Annotated in this window: 1 protein-coding gene; it reads left to right on the top strand. The window is 64.1% G+C overall.

Annotated features, from left to right (window positions below):
* On the top strand, nucleotides 1–287 hold a 287-nt coding region (locus EN807_RS34835; RefSeq protein WP_135938109.1), incomplete at both ends, for a TRAP transporter large permease subunit.

The following is a 287-nucleotide window of genomic DNA, read 5'->3' as shown; positions in this document are numbered from 1 at the left end:
ATCAACCTCGCCTGGCCGCTGCTGCACGCGTTGCCCGACAATTTCTACGGCACCAGGGTGATGTCCAACGACACGCTGCTGGCAATTCCCTTCTTCACCTTCATGGGCATTGTTCTCGAGCGATCCGGCATGGCCGAGGACCTGCTCGACACGATCGGCCAGCTGTTCGGGCCGATCCGCGGCGGCCTTGCCTATGCCGTCATCTTCGTCGGCGCGCTGCTAGCGGCGACCACCGGTGTCGTGGCGGCGTCCGTCATCGCCATGGGCCTGATCTCGCTGCCGATCAT

Origin of the sequence: Mesorhizobium sp. M5C.F.Ca.ET.164.01.1.1 (assembly GCF_004792125.1) — a bacterium.
In the GTDB taxonomy this organism is placed as follows: domain Bacteria; phylum Pseudomonadota; class Alphaproteobacteria; order Rhizobiales; family Rhizobiaceae; genus Mesorhizobium; species Mesorhizobium wenxiniae.
This window is presented reverse-complemented; position numbering and strand designations above follow the sequence as displayed.